At 26.2% G+C, this 17,126-nt stretch carries 18 protein-coding genes; 15 read left to right on the top strand and 3 right to left on the bottom strand.

Annotated elements, in window-relative coordinates; translation table 11 throughout:
* Positions 1–94: 94 nt before the first annotated feature.
* The 11 genes from JRV97_RS11500 to JRV97_RS11450 all read left to right on the top strand — a co-directional run bounded on the left by JRV97_RS11500 (position 95) and on the right by JRV97_RS11450 (position 9,332).
* Complete coding sequence (locus JRV97_RS11500; protein WP_407081601.1) at positions 95–997, top strand: aldo/keto reductase; 903 nt, start codon at positions 95–97, stop codon at positions 995–997.
* 11 nt (positions 998–1,008) lie between these two features.
* Positions 1,009–2,697: a dynamin family protein gene (locus JRV97_RS11495; protein ID WP_280999005.1), complete on the top strand. Its 1,689-nt coding sequence runs from the start codon at positions 1,009–1,011 to the stop codon at positions 2,695–2,697.
* A gap of 2 nt (positions 2,698–2,699) precedes the next feature.
* The gene (locus JRV97_RS11490) at positions 2,700–3,623 is read left to right on the top strand and encodes a 1-phosphofructokinase family hexose kinase (protein ID WP_280999004.1); all 924 of its coding nucleotides are present in this window, start codon (positions 2,700–2,702) and stop codon (positions 3,621–3,623) included.
* Between the two features lie 15 nt (positions 3,624–3,638).
* Complete coding sequence (locus JRV97_RS11485) at positions 3,639–4,115, top strand: peroxiredoxin (RefSeq protein ID WP_280999003.1); 477 nt, start codon at positions 3,639–3,641, stop codon at positions 4,113–4,115.
* 12 nt (positions 4,116–4,127) lie between these two features.
* Positions 4,128–5,276, top strand: coding sequence for a 23S rRNA (uracil(1939)-C(5))-methyltransferase RlmD (gene rlmD, locus JRV97_RS11480; RefSeq protein ID WP_280999002.1), 1,149 nt, complete (start codon positions 4,128–4,130; stop codon positions 5,274–5,276).
* An 88-nt stretch (positions 5,277–5,364) separates the two neighbouring features.
* Positions 5,365–6,060, top strand: a complete 696-nt coding sequence (locus JRV97_RS11475) for a rhomboid family intramembrane serine protease (protein WP_280999001.1) — start codon at positions 5,365–5,367, stop codon at positions 6,058–6,060.
* Positions 6,061–6,174: 114 nt separating this feature from the next.
* Positions 6,175–6,795, top strand: a complete 621-nt coding sequence (locus JRV97_RS11470) for a hypothetical protein (RefSeq protein ID WP_280999000.1) — start codon at positions 6,175–6,177, stop codon at positions 6,793–6,795.
* Entirely contained in the window at positions 6,792–7,076 is a 285-nt protein-coding gene (locus JRV97_RS11465; RefSeq protein ID WP_280998999.1) for a hypothetical protein, read from the top strand. The genes JRV97_RS11470 and JRV97_RS11465 overlap by 4 nt, the downstream gene beginning before the upstream one ends.
* Positions 7,063–7,518, top strand: a complete 456-nt coding sequence (locus JRV97_RS11460; RefSeq protein WP_280998998.1) for a YdeI/OmpD-associated family protein — start codon at positions 7,063–7,065, stop codon at positions 7,516–7,518. The genes JRV97_RS11465 and JRV97_RS11460 overlap by 14 nt, the downstream gene beginning before the upstream one ends.
* A gap of 1 nt (position 7,519) precedes the next feature.
* Positions 7,520–8,287 (top strand): TSUP family transporter, encoded by a 768-nt coding sequence (locus tag JRV97_RS11455; RefSeq protein ID WP_280998997.1) that lies wholly within the window; start codon positions 7,520–7,522, stop codon positions 8,285–8,287.
* Positions 8,288–8,336: 49 nt separating this feature from the next.
* Positions 8,337–9,332, top strand: coding sequence for an alanine racemase (locus tag JRV97_RS11450; RefSeq protein ID WP_280998996.1), 996 nt, complete (start codon positions 8,337–8,339; stop codon positions 9,330–9,332).
* Here the strand turns inward: JRV97_RS11450 and JRV97_RS11445 are convergent.
* A complete protein-coding gene (locus tag JRV97_RS11445) occupies positions 9,327–10,145 on the bottom strand; it encodes a M55 family metallopeptidase (protein WP_280998995.1) in 819 nt (272 codons plus the stop codon). The two genes, JRV97_RS11450 and JRV97_RS11445, sit on opposite strands and share 6 nt — an antisense overlap.
* A 183-nt stretch (positions 10,146–10,328) precedes the next feature.
* On the opposite strand from JRV97_RS11445, the gene JRV97_RS11440 reads away from it, so the two are divergent.
* From JRV97_RS11440 to JRV97_RS11430, 3 genes are all read left to right on the top strand, one after another.
* Positions 10,329–11,162 carry a DegV family protein gene (locus JRV97_RS11440; RefSeq protein WP_280998994.1) on the top strand — a complete coding sequence of 278 codons (834 nt, stop codon included), beginning with the start codon at positions 10,329–10,331 and terminating at the stop codon, positions 11,160–11,162.
* 93 nt (positions 11,163–11,255) lie between these two features.
* A complete protein-coding gene (locus JRV97_RS11435; protein WP_280998993.1) occupies positions 11,256–11,999 on the top strand; it encodes a sulfite exporter TauE/SafE family protein in 744 nt (247 codons plus the stop codon).
* Positions 12,000–12,010: 11 nt separating this feature from the next.
* Positions 12,011–13,603, top strand: coding sequence for a gamma-glutamyltransferase family protein (locus JRV97_RS11430; RefSeq protein WP_280998992.1), 1,593 nt, complete (start codon positions 12,011–12,013; stop codon positions 13,601–13,603).
* A gap of 37 nt (positions 13,604–13,640) precedes the next feature.
* Here JRV97_RS11430 and JRV97_RS11425 read toward each other — a convergent pair whose 3' ends face one another.
* Positions 13,641–14,495: a DUF4382 domain-containing protein gene (locus JRV97_RS11425; protein ID WP_280998991.1), complete on the bottom strand. Its 855-nt coding sequence runs from the start codon at positions 14,493–14,495 to the stop codon at positions 13,641–13,643.
* Between the two features lie 135 nt (positions 14,496–14,630).
* Between JRV97_RS11425 and hflX the strand changes: the two genes are divergently transcribed.
* Complete coding sequence (hflX, locus tag JRV97_RS11420) at positions 14,631–15,911, top strand: GTPase HflX (RefSeq protein WP_320415418.1); 1,281 nt, start codon at positions 14,631–14,633, stop codon at positions 15,909–15,911.
* Between the two features lie 299 nt (positions 15,912–16,210).
* On the opposite strand, the gene JRV97_RS11415 is transcribed toward hflX, so the two are convergent.
* Positions 16,211–17,032, bottom strand: coding sequence for a DMT family transporter (locus JRV97_RS11415; RefSeq protein ID WP_280998990.1), 822 nt, complete (start codon positions 17,030–17,032; stop codon positions 16,211–16,213).
* Between the last annotated feature and the right edge of the window lie 94 nt (positions 17,033–17,126).

Below are 17,126 nucleotides of genomic sequence, written 5' to 3'. Positions count from 1 at the left end.
ACAAGTATAAACTCAGTCATTAAAATTGGCTGAGTTTTTTTATTAAAAAATGATATAATATATAAGATAAAGAAAATTTCAAAAGAGAGGGAAAATTATGAGAGTAAAGTTATCAAAAAGCAATTTGGAAGTTTCGAGAATAGTTCAAGGTATGATGCGTTTAAATTCTTGGGGATATACAGAAAAAGAACTAACTGATTTTATACAGAAGGCTATAGATATAGGTGTTACTACATTTGATCATGCTGATATTTATGGTAATGGAGAGTGTGAAGAGATATTTGGAAATGTACTTAAAAATAATCCCAGTATAAGAAATGAAATACAATTAATTACAAAATGCGGAATTATAAGGAAGGATGAAAATTCGAATATTCGTGTTAAACATTATAATACAAGTAAAGAACATATATTAAAGTCAGTCGAAAATTCATTGAAAAAGCTTCATACAGACTATATAGATTTATTGCTAATACATAGGCCAGATCCATTTATGAATCCAGAAGAAATTGCTGAAGCTTTTTATGAATTACATAAATCAGGTAAGGTTTTAAATTTTGGAGTTTCTAATTTTACAATTCAACAATTTAAAACATTGCAGGAATATACAAATCTCCCATTAATAACTAACCAAATAGAAATATCTCCATATAATTTAGAACATTTTGAAAATGAAAATATTTATTTCTTATTACAGAAAAAAATAAATCCGATGGCATGGTCTCCATTAGCTGGAGGAAAAATATTTAATCCTTCTGAAGAAAAAGGGCAAAGAATTTTAAAAGCATTAAAAGAAGTAGCAAAGGATTTTAATGTGTCTTCTTTGGATAAAATTGTATATGCATGGCTATTAAATCATCCTGTAGGAATTATCCCTATTTCTGGTAGTGGAAAAATTGAAAGATTAAAAAATGCTGTTGAAGCTATAGATATAAAAATGAATAGAGAACAATGGTTTATGATTTATGAAGCAGCACTTGGTCATAAAGTTCCTTAGGGAGGGATGTTGTGAATATTATAGATGAAAAGGTAATAGAAAAGAAAAATGAGCTATTAAACATCATGGAAGATTTGAATTTTATTTTAAAAACAATAAAAAAAGATATTGTATTAAAGGAAATAAAAGACAGAATAAACGAGCCATATACATTTATGATTGTAGGAGAAGTAAATTCAGGAAAAAGTAGTTTTGTTAATGCTTTGCTAAAAAGTAAAGATTTAGCAAAGGTTTCTCCTCAAACATGTACAGACAAAATAAATGTTATAGAATTTTCTGAACAATCATACGAAAAAGAATTGCTGGATAAATATATAAAATATATTGGAAGACCTTATGAAATATTAAAGAACATTAGAATAGTTGATACTCCAGGTACTAACAGTATGATAGCAGAACACGAAGAAATTACAGAATCATTTATTCCTAATGCTGATTTAATAATATTTATATTTCCTGCAAATAATATTGAAGCAGGAAGCGCATGGAAGTTTTTTGAAAAAATTGTAAAAAAATACCAAAAGAACATTATTATTGTGCTTACTATGAAAGACATAGCTAAAGAAGAACAAATAAAAATAAATTATGAAAATGCTAAAATAAGAGCTAAAGATAAGGGAAAAGAAACACCTATATTTATTACTTCATCTGATATGGAATTTGAAAATAATAAAGATTCAGGATTTGAAGAAATTAGAAAGTTTATTTTGGACACTGTTACAGGTAGCAAAAAAGAATTTGGAAAATTAGAATCTTCAGCAAATCAAATAAAAGCTTTTCTATTAGAAATAAAAGAAGATTTATATAAAAAGAAAAAGAACTTAATAGAACAAAAAGACATTATTGATATAATAAATAAAAATATAGAAATTTCAAAAAAGAATTCTTTAAATGAAGTAGAATTATGGATAAAAATAATCTTAGAAAATTATAGAAATATTTCGAAAAAAGTTAAAATTAAATTAGAGGAAGAAATTACATTATGGAAATTATTAAAAAGATCTTTTTCTAAAAAAGAAAATTTGAGAGTTCTCGAAGATGAGATAAAAAATCTATTTATAAATGAATTATTAAATTCTACCAAAGAGATATCTTCTGAAAGATCTGTTAAATTTATTGATAATATAAAAAGTATGCTGATTAAAAATCTTGAAGAATTAAAAAAAATAGAAAAATCCGTAGATTTAAAGAATATATATTATGAATTTGGTGAACAAAGAAAAAAACTAATTGAAAATACTATAAATAAAATTGATGAATATATAAAAAATGAAAAATTTATGGATTTAATAAAAGAAGAAAAATTAAAATCAATAAATTCTACAGTATTTAGCGGAACTGGGTTATCTGTATTAGGAATCATCTTGATGGCATCAACACAAATTTCTATTTTTGATATAACTGGAGGAATTATAACTGGTCTTGGTGTTGCGACTGGAACACTTTTTGCTGCATTCAAGAAAAATAAGATAGTAAAAAAGATAGAAAAAAAGTTTGATGAAGGTGAAGAATTAATAAAGAATAATTTAGAATCAAATTTATATGGTGTTGTTGAATTGATTTATAATGATATAGCTACATTATTTTCTGAGTTTGAAGCAAATATAATAACTGAAAATGAAAAACTTGAGGAATTGGATAAAGCGTTAAATAGGTATTTGAAAAAATTGAATGAATATATTAAAACATTGGGGGGATAAATGTGATTTTTACATTAACAATGAATCCAAGTCTTGATAGATATATCTATATTGATCAATTAATTCCAGATGACACGAATAGGGCAAAAAAATTGGTTGATTATCCTGCAGGTAAAGGGATAGATGTTTCAAGAGTAATTAAAGAATTAGGAGGAGTATCAGTTGCTGTAGCTTTACTTGGAGGTTATAATGGCCGGAAAATAGAAGAAATGCTTGATGAAGAAGGTGTTATATATTCTTCTGTTAGAATTGAACATGAAACTCGTATGAATATTATTTTAGAAGAAAAAACACAATATAGGATGAGCATGCCTGGTGCATCTGTGAAAAGAGAAAAGCTGCAAAAAGTTTTTGATATATTGCATTCTCTTGTAAGAGAAGGAGACACAATTGTAATTTCCGGAAGTTTGCCAAAAGGTGTTGATCCAGATTATTACACTGGATTGATTTTCTCATTAAAACAATGGGGAGCAACAGTATTTTTTGATGCGGATGGAAAAAATTTAAAAGCAGGATTAGAAGCAGAACCACATTGTATAAAACCAAATACACATGAATTATCTAGATTATTAGATAAAGACATTGACGAAAAAGATAAAATATCTATATCTAAATATGCAAAAGAAACATTAGAAAAATATAAATTAAATGAAATTTTGGTTTCAATGGGAAAATACGGTAGCGTTTATGCAAATTGGGATGAAGCATATTACGCCTATCCTGTTAAATTAGAAGTAAAAAGCGCTGTAGGTGCTGGAGATTCTTTTTTAGCAGGATATGTAATGAAATATGAAGAAGATAAATTAGAGGCATTTAGATTAGCTAATGCGGCAGGTAATGCTGCAGTATTAACTCCCGGTACAGAGTTATGTAGGAAAAAAGATGTTTTGGAATTATTACCTAAAATTAAAATTGAAAAGCTTTAGTAAGGGGGCCGTATAATGGGTTATGTAAAATATAATATTGGTGATAAGGTTGACTTTGAAATTGTAGAAACAAATGGTGAAATAATAAAAAGTGAAGATTTAAAGGGTAAATGGATAGTGTTATATTTTTATCCTAAAGATAACACTCCAGGATGTACAACTGAAGCTAAAGATTTTACATCATTAATTGATGAGTTTCATAAACTAAATGCAGAAGTAATAGGAGTTAGTCCTGATAGTATTGATAAACATAAAAAATTTATTTCTAAACATGATTTAAAAGTAAAGTTGGGTTCAGATGAAAACAAAGAATTATTAGAAAAATTTGGGGTTTGGCAACTAAAAAAGAATTTTGGAAAAGAATATTATGGTGTCGTGAGAACAACCATATTAATAGATCCAGAAGGAAAAATAGCCTATCTATGGGAAAAAGTAAAAGTAAAAGGTCATGCAGAAGATGTATTAAATAAAATAAAACAATTACAAAAATAATGGAGGTATCTAATGTCTAATATATGTGATGTTTTTGGAAAATGTGGAGGATGTACTTATTTAGATATAGACTATGATGTTCAATTAAAAGAAAAAACAGAAAATATTCTTAAAATATTAGAAGATAGTCAAATAGAAATAAAAAATTATGAAGGTGTATTAAGCTCACCAGAAATTTATCATTATAGAAACAAAATGGAGTATTCTTTTGGAAATGAAATGAAAGATGGACCATTAACTATAGGATTAAGAGGTAAAGGGAAATTTTATGACGTATATTCTGCAAAAACATGTAAAATTGCGCCAAAAGATTTTGGGAAAATAATTGAATTTTCAGAAATGTTTTTTAAAGATTTGCCATTTAGAAATTATAAGAAACATAGTGGTTATTTAAGACATCTTGTTATGAGAAAAGGATTTAAAACAAATGAAATATTATTAAATATATCAACTTCATCAGAAGATTATCATTCTCATGTAGAAAAATGGGTAAATGAAGTTTTAAAATTAGAATTAGAAGGAAAAATAGTAAGTATATATCATACTATAACAGATGCTAAATCCACAGTAGTTAAACCAGATGAGTTAAAAAAATTATATGGTAAAGATTATTTTGAAGAAGAAATATTAGGAATTAAATTTAAGGTAGGCCCATTTTCATTTCTACAGACAAATACATTAGGATCTGAAGTATTATATTCTAAGGTCTTAGATTATATTGATGAAAATGCTAAAACTGGATTTGATTTATATTGTGGTGCTGGTACTATAACATTATTAATGGCTAAAAAACTTGAAAAAGTAATTGGAGTTGAAATTGTAAAAGAAGCTGTTGAAGCAGCAAAAGAAAATGCTAAAGATAATAATGCAAATAATGTTGAATTTTATTTAGGAGATGCAAAAGATATTGTAAAACTATTAGATGAGAAATTAGATACAATAGTAGTTGATCCACCAAGAGCGGGATTACATAAGAATGTCATTAATTTTATTATGGATAATAAATTTGACAATGTAGTATATGTGTCTTGTAATCCAGCTAATTTTGCAAGAGATATGATTTATTTAAAAGATATGTATGAAATCGAAAAATTCGTATTTGTTGATATGTTCCCACATACTAAACACCTTGAATCTGTAGCGAAACTTGTAAGAAAATAATTTAAACTCCATCTTTTGGATGGGGTTTATTTAATAATATAATAATATATAATATAATAAAAACAATATTTGAAAGTGGTGAAAGTATATGTTTCCATTAAGAGATATTAATCCAAGTAGTAAAAAACCTGTAGTAACTATAACTCTTATAATTATAAATGTTATAGTATTTGTTTTTGAAATGATTTTACCTTCTCATTTAAGAGAATCTTTTATACAATATTATGGTTTTATGCCATCAGAACTGACGAAGGCTATTGCGTATGGGGATATGGGATATATTGGAATAAATATTTTTACAATATTTACCAGTATGTTTTTACATGGTAGTTTTATGCATATTTTAGGAAATATGTGGTCTCTTTGGTTATTTGGAGATAATGTAGAAGATAAATTAGGACATTTTAAATTTTTACTAATATATTTATCGAGTGGATTTATTGCATCTTTTACGCATTATATTTTTAATTTAAATTCGCCTATTGTTACTATTGGAGCATCTGGAGCAATTGCCGGTGTAATTGGTATCTATTTTGTCCTGTTTCCATTGGCTAAAATTCAAACATTATTTTTACTATTATGGATTCCAATATTTGTGAATATTCCTTCATTTATATTTATTGGAATATGGTTTTTATCTCAAATATTTAATGGTATATTATCGTTAGTGGGTCCATATTATGGTGCAGGAGTAGCCTGGTGGGCTCATATAGGTGGATTTATATTTGGTGCATATATTGCTAAAAAGTATAAAGAAAAAAATTATTATACTTATTATTATTAATTTTATTATTGTTAAATGGGAGAATAATATGTATTATCTAGAAATATTAAAATTTAAACCTGTATTATAATGAAGAAAAATTAGAATTTTATTATTTAAAAAGGAGGAAGAATAATGAATATTAATAAGATTGAAGAAGCATCAAAAAAATTCTTAAGTGTTTATCCTGGGGGTTTTTCAAATCCCGAATTACTAAAATTAGCAAAAAAACATATTCCAGAAAAAATGCATAATATGGCATTAGAATTTTTTAATTTAGATGCTTTTGAGGATATAAACAAAGTAACAGATAATTTAATTAAAATTGTTTCCAAAGCATCTTTAGTTTCATTATTTGAAAAACCTAAATTCAGAGATGCTGTTAAAGCTATGACTGAAGAAGAAAAGAAACAATTATCTGAAGGAATTAAACAATTAATTCATGGAGATAAAGAATTAGGTTTTAATTTAACTTTAGAAATTTTAGGAAGTTATAAATTAGCAAAATGGACATTATTAACAATAGTTCCATATTATTATAGTCCTAGGGAAGAAGTATTTGTAAAACCAAACACTACTAAGTTAATAATAAAATATTATGAATTAGAAGATATCAAATATTCACCAAAACCAACATATGATTTCTATGAAAAATATAGAAATTATATTTTAGAAATGAAAAAATATGTAGATAAGTCTTTAGATATTGATAATGCAGCCTTTACTGGATTTTTAATGATGGCAACAGAACTATGAAAATAAAAATATTTGATTTTTCAAAAATACATTTTATTGTATTAGGTTTTATAGGGATGGTTTTAGGCATTCTATATTCATTTGGTGGATTAATTTATGATATAATCCACAATTCAGTTGGTTATGGAACACTATTAGCTTTTCTTGCTTTAATAGGAATGCCTTTAATATTTTCAATTTTTGGTTTTTTATTAGGTTTATTTGTTGGTATTATATTTAATTTTATTAATAAATATTTGAAATTAAATATACAGTTGGAGGATAAAAATGAAAAAATATAATTTTATTGCTGAAATAAAAGAATCTAAAATAGGAAAAGGCGGAGCATATATTGAATTCCCATATGATGTGGAAAAAGAGTTTGGAAAAAAAGGAAGAATAAAGGTTGTAGCTTTTTTTGATGGAGTTGAATATAGAGGATCACTAGTAAAAATGGGGACTGATTGTCATATTTTAGGTATTCAAAAGGCTATAAGAAAAAAAATTAATAAAGATATTGGAGATAAAGTTGAAATAACTTTATACGAAGATACTGAAGAAAGAAAAATAATTTTAAATAAATTATTAGAAAACAAATTAAAAGAAAATAATCTAATTGAAGTTTTTGAAAAATTATCTTATTCAAGGAAAAAAGAATATAATAATTTAATTGAAAATGCAAAGAAAGAAGAAACAAAATTAAAAAGACTAAAAAAAATAATTTCTGAATTAAAGAGGGGTTAATATGAATATAAATTTAATCGATAAACTCATATTATTCCCACTAATATTTTTAGCTGGTTTTGTTGATTCAATAGCCGGTGGAGGTGGATTGATTTCATTGCCGGCCTATTTATTTATAGGTCTTCCAAGTCATAATGCTTTAGCTACAAATAAACTCTCTTCTTCCATAGGAACTATTGTAAGTGTTTTGAGATATAATCATGGAAAAGCTATTATTTTTGAAATAGGAGTATTTTCAGCAATATTTTCTTTTATCGGATCTTTTTTGGGAGCAAGGATTGCAATGTTTATTCCAGATAATATATTGAAAATAGTGTTAGCCATATTGATTCCAATAGCGACGTTATTTATTTTGTTTAGACATAATAGTATGCATAAAGAAGATAATAGCATTAATTTTTCAAGAATGAAGGTAATTGTTTTATCTTCGATAATAGGATTTTTTATTGGTGCGTATGATGGATTCTTTGGACCTGGAACAGGAACCTTTTTAATAATAGCTTATGTATCTATATTATCTATTGATCATGTGAAAGCTTCAGGAACAGCTAAAATTGTAAATTTAGCTTCCAATGTAAGTGCATTAACAGCATTTATAATAGGAGGAAAAGTAATATTTTCAATAGGATTACCAGCTGCAATATTTGGAATAGCAGGACATTGGATTGGTTCGGGTTTAGCGTTAAAAAAAGGGAGTAAAATAATAAAACCTATTATAATAGTAGTATTAACCATATTGTTTATAAAAATATTATTTGATATAATCTAATTTATTCGGAGAAGGTGCTGTTATATATTTTCCTATTTTAAGAATTGATTTGAAAAAAATTAGAGAAAATACAAAAAAAGTAATTGAAAAATGTAGAGAGAAAAATAGTGAGGTTGCTGCTGTAACCAAAGTTTTTGCTGGAGATAAATATATAATTAAAAGCATTATCGATAGTGGTATAAATATATTAGCTGATTCTAGATTGAAGAATTTAAAAAAATTTAATGATTTAAAAATTAAAAAAATGTTGATAAGAATACCTATGAAAAGCGAAATAGAAGAAGTAGTAAAATATACGGACATTTCTTTGAATTCAGAATTAGAAACTATTTTTGAGATTAATAAATATGCTAAAATAAGGAATAAAATATATGAAATAATGTTAATGATAGATGTTGGAGATTTAAGAGAAGGTATTTTCTTTGAAAATTATAATGAAATATATAATACTGTAAAAAATGTTATTAAATTAAAAAATATAAAACTAAAAGGATTAGGAACAAATTTTTCATGTTTTGGTGGAGTAATACCCTCAGAGGAAAAATATAATATATTAATAAATATAAAAAATAGGTTAGAGAAGGATTTAAACATAAAAATAAAAGAAATTTCCGGAGGAAGTTCTGGGACGCTATCTTTAATTGATGAAATAAATATTCCAAAAGATGTAAATCAATTAAGATGTGGGGCATCTATTGCTTTGGGAATAGGTCTTAATGATATGCCGTTTGAATATTTGCATCAAAACACATGCGAATTTGCTGTTGAATTAGTTGAAATAAAAAAGAAGATTTTAAATAATAAAATAAAAAAAATCGGAGTATGTATTATTAATACTCCGGGAATGAAAAAAGAATATTTTATACCAACAGATAAAAAAATAAAGATAATTGATATAAATAATGATTATATAATTCTTGATTTAACCGAATCAGAAAAAAAACATAATTTAAATGATGAAATTTTTTTTAATCTTTCATACGGAGGATTACTTCTTTCAATGAATTCTCCCTATGTAAGAAAAGTTTATTTGAATAATTTATAAATATTTAGCAGCCATTGTTATATAAGTCATAGCTAATAATCCTTCAAAAACAACTTTGTAATCATCATGAACCAGTTTTACCTTTCTTCCATCTATTCTTTCTACTAATGGCATTGATTCCACCATATCTGCCCTTAAAGTATCAGAAAATTCTACAATCATTTCAATTGGCTTTTCAAAAGTAAATATTGTAAAGTCTTCTTTTTTATAATTAAGCATTACTTGAGTAGCATTTTCAATTTCTTCTAATAATTTTTTCATAGGTTTAAATTTAGCTGAGAATCTACCTATAGATTCTTTGGTTGATACATAAATTAGATTATTAAAATATCCATTTAATTGTTTTTTTAATTTATCATCACCAATAACCATAGCTAAAGGTACATTAAACAAACCACCAAAAGCTGCGTTTATCAAAGTTTCATTCATATATTTCCCATTTATCCAGATATTGTGTATAGAAGAGCTTGAATAGGTATGATCCATTGTTGAATATAATTCTCCAACACCAGAATGGTAACCAAAAAATATCATTCTATCAAAAGATTTATCTATTCCTGACATCATATAATATTTTCTAATACCCCCACTTATTAATTCAACATTTGGAAATTCTTTAGATATTTCCCAGAGAATATTATCTCCCATTGCATGAGAATCGGAAATAACAATATCATGTTCTTTTAAAGGTTTTAATAAAGCCTTTAATTGTTCCATAGCATAATACTGTTTAAAATCCTTACCTTTAGTAACATCACTCCATTGAGTAACTCCAGCTAACCCCTCAAAATCAAAGGATATGTAAATTTTCATGTAATCACCTCCCGATTTATTTGTAATTAAATTATACAATATATAATCAAATTAGTAAAATATAAATAATAAATTTATATCTCTAAATAATTGACCACCACTTTTTTATTATACAAACAAATATGATATAATAGGTATAACTAACAATAATATACTATAATATTAATCATGCAGGAGGAGAATATGGTAAAGATAGTAACTGACAGTGCGGCTGATTTACCTAAAGAAATAATTGAAAAGTATAATATTATAGTTATTCCTTTAAATGTTGAAATTGATGGAGTTAGTTATCAAGATGGAGTTTCAATTTCAGCTGAAGAGTTTCAAAATAAAATGTTACGTACTGAGAAACTTCCAAAAACTTCACAGCCATCTCCAGAGTTATTTAGAGAGGCTTTTGAAAAAATTATAAATGATGGGGATGAAGTGTTGTGTTTAACAATTTCTTCGAAATTAAGTGGAACTGTTCAAGCGGCTAATTTGGCCAAAAATTTAATTGGAGAAAACAATAAAATTCATATTTTTGATACTCTTGGAGCTTCATCAGGAGAAGGAGTTCAGGTTATTAAAGCTGCAGAAATGGCTTCTGAAGGATATTCTCTAGAAGAGATAATTAATGAACTAAAAAAACTTAGAGATGAAATTACTATACTAATATTGTTGGATACACTTGAAAATATAGTAAAAGGTGGAAGATTAAGTAAATTTCGTGGTACAATAGCCAAGATATTAAATTTCAAGATTATTTTACATAATAATGAAGGCGCAGTAGAAATGCTTGAAAGAGTTAGAGGCAGAAAGAAATTTCATTTAAAAGTCTTGGAGTTAATAGAAAAAAGCAAAGTGGATTTTCGTGAAAAAATAGTAGGTATAACTCATGTAAATAATAGAGAAGATGCAGAATATTTTAAAAATATAATTCAGGAAAAATATAAACCTAAAGAAATATATATAAATTATATGGGCTCGACACTTGCAACATATGCAGGAAATAAAGGTATAATAATCTCCTTTTAATTCCCCGGTAATGGGGAATTTTTTTGTTGACAAAATATGTAAATTTCAATATAATAAGAATAATTAGCTTAGCAAATTTTTGGGAGGGATAATATGTTATATATTTTGGTATTTTTAGCTGGATTATTTAGTGGATTTATTAATGTTATAGCCGGAGGAGGATCTTTAATAACATTACCTGTATTAAATTTATTAGGATTACCTATTGATGTAGCAAATGGTACAAATAGGATTGGAATAATTTTTCAAAATATTACAGCAACTACCAAATTCAGAAAAAATGATGTTTTAGATTTAAAAAGAGCAATATTTTTAGCAATACCAGCTACCTTAGGTGCATTGGTTGGTGCAAATATTGTCGTTAATATAGATAAAGCATTATTAAAAAGTATTGTTGGATTTATATTAATTATTATGAGTATTTTTTTAGTAAAAAAACCTGATTTATGGACAAAAGAAAGAAAAGTAAAAAGGAACAATATTATAAGTTTTGTGGTATTCTTTTTAATCGGTATATATGGTGGGTTTATACAAGCAGGTGTAGGATTCTTTTTAATGTCTGCATTAGTATTATTAGAAGGATATGATTTAGTAAAAACAAATGCAATAAAGGTATTTTTAGTTTTAATATATACATTATTTGCATTTATAGTATTTGCGGTAAATGATCAGGTTAATTATATAGCTGGTTTTGTATTGGCTTTAGGAAGTATTTCAGGTGGATATTTGGGAAGTACATTTTCAATTAAGAAAGGTGCTAAATGGATACAAAGAGTATTATTTATTGTGTTGATCATTATAGGTATTTATTATATTTATAATGCTCTTACAAAATAAGGGGTGAAATTATGGAATTTGATTTTTTGGAATATCCATTTAATTCAAAGAGAACATGTGTATTTGCAAAAAATGGGGTAGTAGCTACAAGCGAACCATTAGCTGCACAAGCTGGATTAGAAATATTGAAAAAAGGCGGTAATGCAATTGATGCTGCGATAGCAACAGCTGCAGTTCTTACAGTTGTTGAACCTACTTCTAATGGCATTGGTTCAGATAATTTTGCAATTATTTGGTACAAAGGAAAACTATATGGAATGAATTCAAGCGGATATGCTCCACAAAAATTATCACTTGAAGAATTAAGAAAAAGAAGAATCAATGAAATAAAACCACATAGTTGGGAGGCAGTAACTGTACCAGGAACACCAGCAGGTTGGAATTTATTGTGGAATAAATTTGGGAATTTAGAATTTAGGGAAATTTTTGAACCAGCTATAAAATATGCTTTAGAAGGGTATCCAGTTTCACCAACAGTTTCTTATTACTGGAATAGAGCAAATAAAATTTATAAGGAAAAATTAAAAGGAGAAGTTTTTAAATATTGGTTTGAAACATTTGGAGATGATGCGCCTAAACCTGGAGAAATAGTAAGACTTCCTTACCATGCAAAAACATTAGAATTAATTGCAGAGTCTAATGCTGAAGAGTTTTATAATGGTTCAATAACTAAAAAGATCATTGAATTTTCTAAAAAATATGGTGGATATTTTAATTATAATGATTTCGCTGAATTTAAAAATAATTTAGTAGAACCAATAAGTGTAAATTATAAAGGATATGATATATGGGAATTACCACCAAATGTCCAAGGAATAATCACTTTAATGGCGTTGAACATTTATAAAAACTTAGAGATAAATTCTGATTATGAATTTTATCATAAATCAATAGAAGCTTTAAAATTAGCTTTTATAGATGGAAAAGAATATATAACTGATATAACTAAAATGAAGGTAAAATTAGAAGAAATGTTATCAGAAAATTATGCTAAAGAAAGAGCAAAATTGATTTCTAATAATGCTATAATTCCAACACCTGGAAAGATACCAGCGTCTAACACTGTTTATTTAGCAACAGCAGACAAATGGGGAAATATGGTTTCTTTTATCCAAAGTAATTATATGGGATTTGGTTCTGGTATTGTAGTTCCTGAAACAGGCATTGCTCTTCAAAATAGAGGACATAGTTTTTCATTGAATAAAAATCATATAAATTATTTAGAACCAAGAAAAAAGCCATATCATACAATTATACCTGGATTTATCACTAAAGATAATCAACCAATTGGACCATTTGGAGTAATGGGGGGATTTATGCAACCACAGGGACATTTACAGGTTATATTAAATATGATTGATAAAAACTTAAATCCTCAAGCTGCGTTAGATGCTCCAAGATGGCAATGGATTGAGAAAAAAACGATATTAATAGAAAAAGATTTTCCAACATATGTTGCTGAAAATTTAGAAAGAAAAGGCCACGACATAAAAATTTCTTTAAGTTCCGGGCCATTCGGAAGAGGTCAAATAATAATTAAAAATGGTAAAAGTTATGTAGCAGGAACTGAAAAAAGAGCAGATGGATATATAGCTGTTTATTAAATTAAAAGACTGGCTGGAGCCAGTCTTTTAAACTTTATTATTGATTTAAATTTATGGTTATATTCACATCTTCACTGTTTATATATAAAGTTGTAGAATAATCTGAAGCCAAAGAATCAAAATTAATTTCTCCATCTTCTGGTAAAATTACGTTTGTATAAAGATTTATATCATATTTTCCGTTTTCATGTTTTCCTAAATAAAATTCTCCATCTTTATTTGTTAAACTTACTCTTATAATGGTCGGCTCATTTGTTATTGTAGCGGACAAAGTAATTATGGCTTTGCTAACAGGATTTTCAGAAACATCTAAAACTTTTCCTTTTATAGCAAATATATCAGTAGAATTCTTCCTTCGGAATGATGGTTTTAATACAGGAATAAGTTTGTAATTGTTTGTATTACCAATTTGTTTTAAAGAACTAGCTGCATCAAAATCAATTACTAATTCACCATCAGCATTAACATCTATTCCAGCATTTGGAATAACCAATTTCCCATTAGCTGCAACAGTTGCGGTATAATTATTATTTGTTATTATAACTGTAGCTTCCTGTTCAACATCCATATGTATAGTACCTAATTCAGATCCTTCTGGAATATCCAGTGAAAACAAAGTTACTTCTGTTCCTGCTAAACTCAAAATATCATAATCCTTGTTTATAGTTACTGGAGTTGACTCAAAACTTTCTCCATTTAATTCATAAGTAAAGTATATATCTTTAATAAATACATGAAGTTCATCAATGTCACTAACAGGTCTATCCGTTAATAATACATCTAAAGAAACATTTTTTGTAGCAGAAGGGACTTTCTCAGAGAAACATCCTACTAAACTAAAAGATAAGATTAATAATAAAAATGATATAAAAAATATTCTTTTTTTACTCATATTTTTCCCTCCTATAGGAATTATAAATTTGATTATTTTATTTACATATAAATTATACTCCTTTATATTATAAAATTCAAGCATAATATATTATGTTTTCTGGTATAATAAATTATATAAAAGTTAGAGGAGGAGATTAATACGAACGAATTTTTAAATGGAATAATAGTAGCTGTTAATATAGGTGAAAAAGACTTTGATAAGCAAATCGAAGAATTAAAATTATTATGTGAAAATATAGGTATTAAAATATTGACTGAGATATATCAAAATAGGAATCATATAGACAAAAAGTTTTATTTGGGTAAAGGTAAATTCCAAGAAATGTTAGAGATCGTTAAAGCATATAACGCAGATGTAATTGTTTTTAATGATTCTCTTTTTAACTCTCAAAGAAAAAATATTCAAGAACAATTAGGAGAAGAAATTAAGATTGTAGATAGAAATGAGGTAATACTTGAAATTTTTAAAAGAAATGCTCGAACTGCAGAATCAAAATTGCAAGTAGAATTAGCTACATTGACATATGAATTACCAAAATTAATAGGTTTAGGTAAAGAACTTTCAAGAATAGGTGGAGGTGCAAGAGGTACAGGAACTGGAACCAGAGGTTCTGGTGAAACATTATTAGAATATAGAAGACGTAATATAAAAGATAGAATTAATTATTTAAAAAAGCAATTAAAATCTTTAGAACAAGTTAGAGAAGTTAAAAATAAAAAAAGAAATGAATCATATATCCCACAAATTTCAATATTAGGTTATACAAGTGCAGGTAAATCTACGTTATTAAAAGCATTATCTGAAGATGAGAAAATTTTGGTTTCACAAAAATTATTTTCTACACTTTCTACACTCTCAAGAAAAATTCATTTCCCTTCAGGATTGTCAGCAATATTTTCTGATACAGTTGGATTTATTAGAAAATTACCTGTAGAATTAGTAGAATCATTTAAATCCACATTAGATGAAATTAATTATGCAGATGTAATAATAGAATTAATAGATATTAGTGAAGAAAATTTTGAAGATAAGATGCGAGTTGTAGATAACATAATAAATGATATATTAAAAGAAGAGATTCCCAGAATTGTCGTTTTTAATAAAATTGACAAACTCTCCTTTGAGAAAATACAACATATAAAAACATTATATCCAAATGCTTTGTTGGTAAGTGCAAAATCTAAAGAAAGTGTTCATGAGTTTCTTTTAAAACTAGAAGATAAGTTATTAGAGTTTAATGTTATAAAGTCAACTAAAGTCTTTATTGAATTCAATAATATGTGGAAGATTGAAAAACTAAAGAATGATATAGGTATTAGAAAACAAAAACAATTGGAAAATGGATATGAAATTGAAATATTAGCTAAAGAAAATTATTTAAATAAAATTCTGAAAAAACAGTTAAACAATTAAAAACTAATAAAAACTAATCATGTATCTGCATGATCAGTTAGTTTGTAGACAAACTTTATAATTAAATACAAAGTATTTTCAAAAATAATATTCACTCATACGGAAAATTCTAAATCCTCAAAAATATTCATTCTCGGCGGTCGCTCAAACGCACATCCTGATTGATTTCTCTTAAAATCACATCCATGTGATTTTATCCGCCTTCATTCATATTTTTTCGGGAATTTTCAAGTATTCGTTCATATTATTTTTTTAGAAAATACTTTATCAACAGTCTGACTAATCATGTATCTGCATGATTAGTTTTTTTTATTTGAAAAATTAGATATTATAATTCCAAATAACAAAATAGAAGAACCAATTATTTGTTTAAATGTAAATGATTCTTTTAATAAGATAAAAGATAGAAGTGCAGAAAAAATAGGTTGTGATAAAAATAATATTGCAGTTAGATTGCTTCCTATATTTTTTTGATATTTTAGCTGCAAATAGATTACTATAATACTTCCAACGATTGCTGTATAAAAAATTGTAAGAAATGATACAGGAGTTACATAGATGCTTTTTTTGAAAATAAGAAGAGCTATAAAACTAATAACAGTTACAGTCAAAAATTGAAAACTCAATAAATGTTTTTCATCAACTATTTTACTAAACTTAGTAATCAAAACAATATGTAAAGCAAAACTTATTGCACAAATAAACATTAATAAATCACCAAAATTGAAACCGCTTATTCCACCAGATAATAAATAAGAACCTATTATGGAAAAAAGAAATCCTACAGATTGATATTTAGTTATTTTTTCCTTTTCTATAATGTAGGAAAATATAGGGATAAAAATGATGTATTGCGAAACAATAAAACCAGATTTCGATGCAGTTGTATATTTGATCCCAATAATTTGAGAAATATATCCCACAGAAAGAACTAATCCTAAAATAAAAGAATGAAAGATATCATTCTTTTTAAAAATAAGAAAAGATAAAAATGTGGCAATTAAAAATCTTAGAAAAATATAAGTTAAAGGATCAACATTTAATAAACCAATTTTTTGTATGGGAAATGTGCTTCCCATGAGTATAGAAGCCAGTAAAATATAAATAATGGATTTTTTCATAATATCACCTAATTACATATTTTAATTTATTATAGCATAAAAATTATGATATAATATATATGTATTAAATATATATTGTGAATGAGGTGAAATG

Source organism: Marinitoga aeolica (assembly GCF_029910535.1).
GTDB classification, from domain to species: domain Bacteria; phylum Thermotogota; class Thermotogae; order Petrotogales; family Petrotogaceae; genus Marinitoga; species Marinitoga aeolica.
This window is presented reverse-complemented; position numbering and strand designations above follow the sequence as displayed.